Genomic DNA, 2,098 nt, shown 5'->3' with positions numbered 1-2,098 from the left:
GGTGCCGGATTGCGGGTGTCCGAGGTCGCGCTGTAGCGCGACAATCTGGGTGAGGAGCGCGTCAATCAGGATGAGAACTGATTGTCGCGGCGGGCTGAGGGTGGCGGGTCTATTTGTCGCTGGCAAGATTTAAGTGTCGGTCTGATTGTCGCTGGGCGTCGATCGCTCGACCGTCTTGATTGTCGCGTAGGTCGGCGGTCGCCCGGCACCGGCGCGGCGCTGGACGGCGGTACGGCGCCTGTAGCTCTCGACGTTCATCTCGAAGATGGTGGCGTGGTGGACGAGGCGGTCGACGGCCGCGAGGGTCATGGCGGGATCGGGGAATATCCTGTTCCATTCGCCGAATGGCTGGTTGGCGGTGATGAGCATCGAGCGTTGCTCGTAACGCGCGCTGATGAGTTCGAAGAGGACCGAGGTCTCGGCCTGGTCCTTGGTGACGTAAGCCATGTCGTCGAGGATCAGCAGATGGTATTTATCGAGCTTGGCGATTGCGGCCTCGAGTGTCAGTTCGCGACGCGCGACCTGAAGGCGCTGGACGAGATCGGATGTCCGGGCAAACAATACCCGCCAGCCATTCTCGATGAGCGCCAGGCCAATTGCGGCAGCCAAGTGACTCTTGCCGCCGCCCGGCGGGCCGAACAGGATGATGTTGGCCCCCTGTTCGAGCCAACCGTCGCCGGCGCAGATCGCCATGATCTGGGCACGCGAGATCATCGGCACGGCATCGAACGCGAAGCTGTCGAGCGTCTTTCCCGGCGGAAGCCTGGCTTCACCAAGATGCCGCTCGATGCGGCGCCGATCGCGCTCGGCGATCTCGTGCTCGGCGATCTCGTGCTCGGCGAGTGCTGCCAGGAAGCGGGCAGCGGGCCAGCCCTCCTTGTCCGATCGCGCGGCCATCTCGGGCCAGTTGTGCTTAATCGCGGGAAGACGCAGGTCATTGAGGATGAGCGTCAGACGCTGCGCGTCGATCGGCTGAGTAAGGCCGGTCATGCCGCCACCTCGCCGAGCAGGATGTCGTACGTGCTGAGCGGTGCCAGCGTGACGACGACCTCAGGGAGCGTCGCGGGATCCGGCGCGAAGCGCCGGCGTAATGCCGCGAGATCGGGCAACCGACCGGCATCGAGATCGGCCACCAGGATGTCGGCGATCTCTGCCTCGCAGGCCCGCTCATGCGCCAGTGCCAGCAGCTCGACCATCGTGCGGCAGGCGACGCGGTCGGCCATCTGGTCGAGGAGCCGATCGAACATCCGCCGATACGCCTCGCGCGGGAACAGCTGCTCGCGATAGACGATGCCGATCAGCGCCATCGGCTTGCGCCGCAGCGAATGGATCACATGCCGATAATCGACCACGTGACCGTGCTTGCCGGCCCCTGACGATCGTCCGCGCAGGAGTGTCATCAGCTTGGTGGCACCAAGGAAGACATCGAGCCGATCATCGTATAGCCGGACGCGTAGACGGTGCCCGATCAGCCGCGAGGGCACGGTGTAGAACACCTTGCGCAACGTGAAGCCGCTGCTCGAGGTGACCGTGACGATCACTTCTTCGTAATCGCTGGTCCGCCGATCCGGCAGCTGTTGGAGGTGAGCGCGCTCGGTATCGATGCGTGCCGCTGCCCGGCGGTTCTTGGCCGTGATCACCTCGTCGATAAAGCGACGATAGGCGGGCAGATCGTCGAACGCGGCGCTGCCGCGCATCAGCAGCGCATCGCGTACGGTCTTCTTCAGATGACCGTGCGCGCTCTCGATCGATCCGTTCTCATGCGCAACGCCGCGGTTGTTGCGGCTTGGCGTCATCCCGTAATGCTCGCACAACGCATCATAGCGACGGGTCAGATCGCCCCGAGCGTCGGCATCGAGGTTGCGGAACGCGGCCGACAGACTGTCGGTGCGATGATCGAGCGGGCTGCCGCCGAGCGCCCACAGCGCGTTCTGCAACCCTTGCGCGAGCGCGACATAGCTCTCGCCGCCGAGGATGACGTGGGCATGTTCGAATCCCGACCAGACAAGGCGGAAGTGATAAAGCCGGTGATCGAGCGGAACGCCGGCAACGATGACCGCGAGATCGGCCATGTCGGTGAAGTCCGACAGTCCCATCC

2 protein-coding genes are annotated in these 2,098 nt (G+C 64.5%); both read right to left on the bottom strand.

Annotated elements, in window-relative coordinates; genetic code table 11:
* Positions 1 to 129: 129 nt before the first annotated feature.
* Positions 130 to 990 (bottom strand): IS21-like element helper ATPase IstB, encoded by an 861-nt coding sequence (gene istB / locus QU44_RS16865; protein ID WP_033923572.1) that lies wholly within the window; start codon positions 988 to 990, stop codon positions 130 to 132.
* The coding region (locus QU44_RS16860; RefSeq protein WP_033923571.1) for an IS21 family transposase at positions 987 to 2,098 on the bottom strand (1,112 nt) is incomplete at its 5' end. The genes QU44_RS16860 and istB, both read right to left, overlap by 4 nt.

It is taken from the genome of Sphingomonas sp. 37zxx (genome assembly GCF_000786205.1).
In the GTDB taxonomy this organism is placed as follows: domain Bacteria; phylum Pseudomonadota; class Alphaproteobacteria; order Sphingomonadales; family Sphingomonadaceae; genus Sphingomonas.
The sequence above is the reverse complement of the archived record's forward strand: the minus strand, read 5'-3'. Positions and strand labels throughout refer to the sequence as shown.

Excerpts from the sequence above, each read along its gene's own strand:
- istB (WP_033923572.1), bottom strand. The coding sequence starts at position 990 with ATGACCGGCCTTACTCAGCCGATCGACGCGCAGCGTCTGACGCTCATC.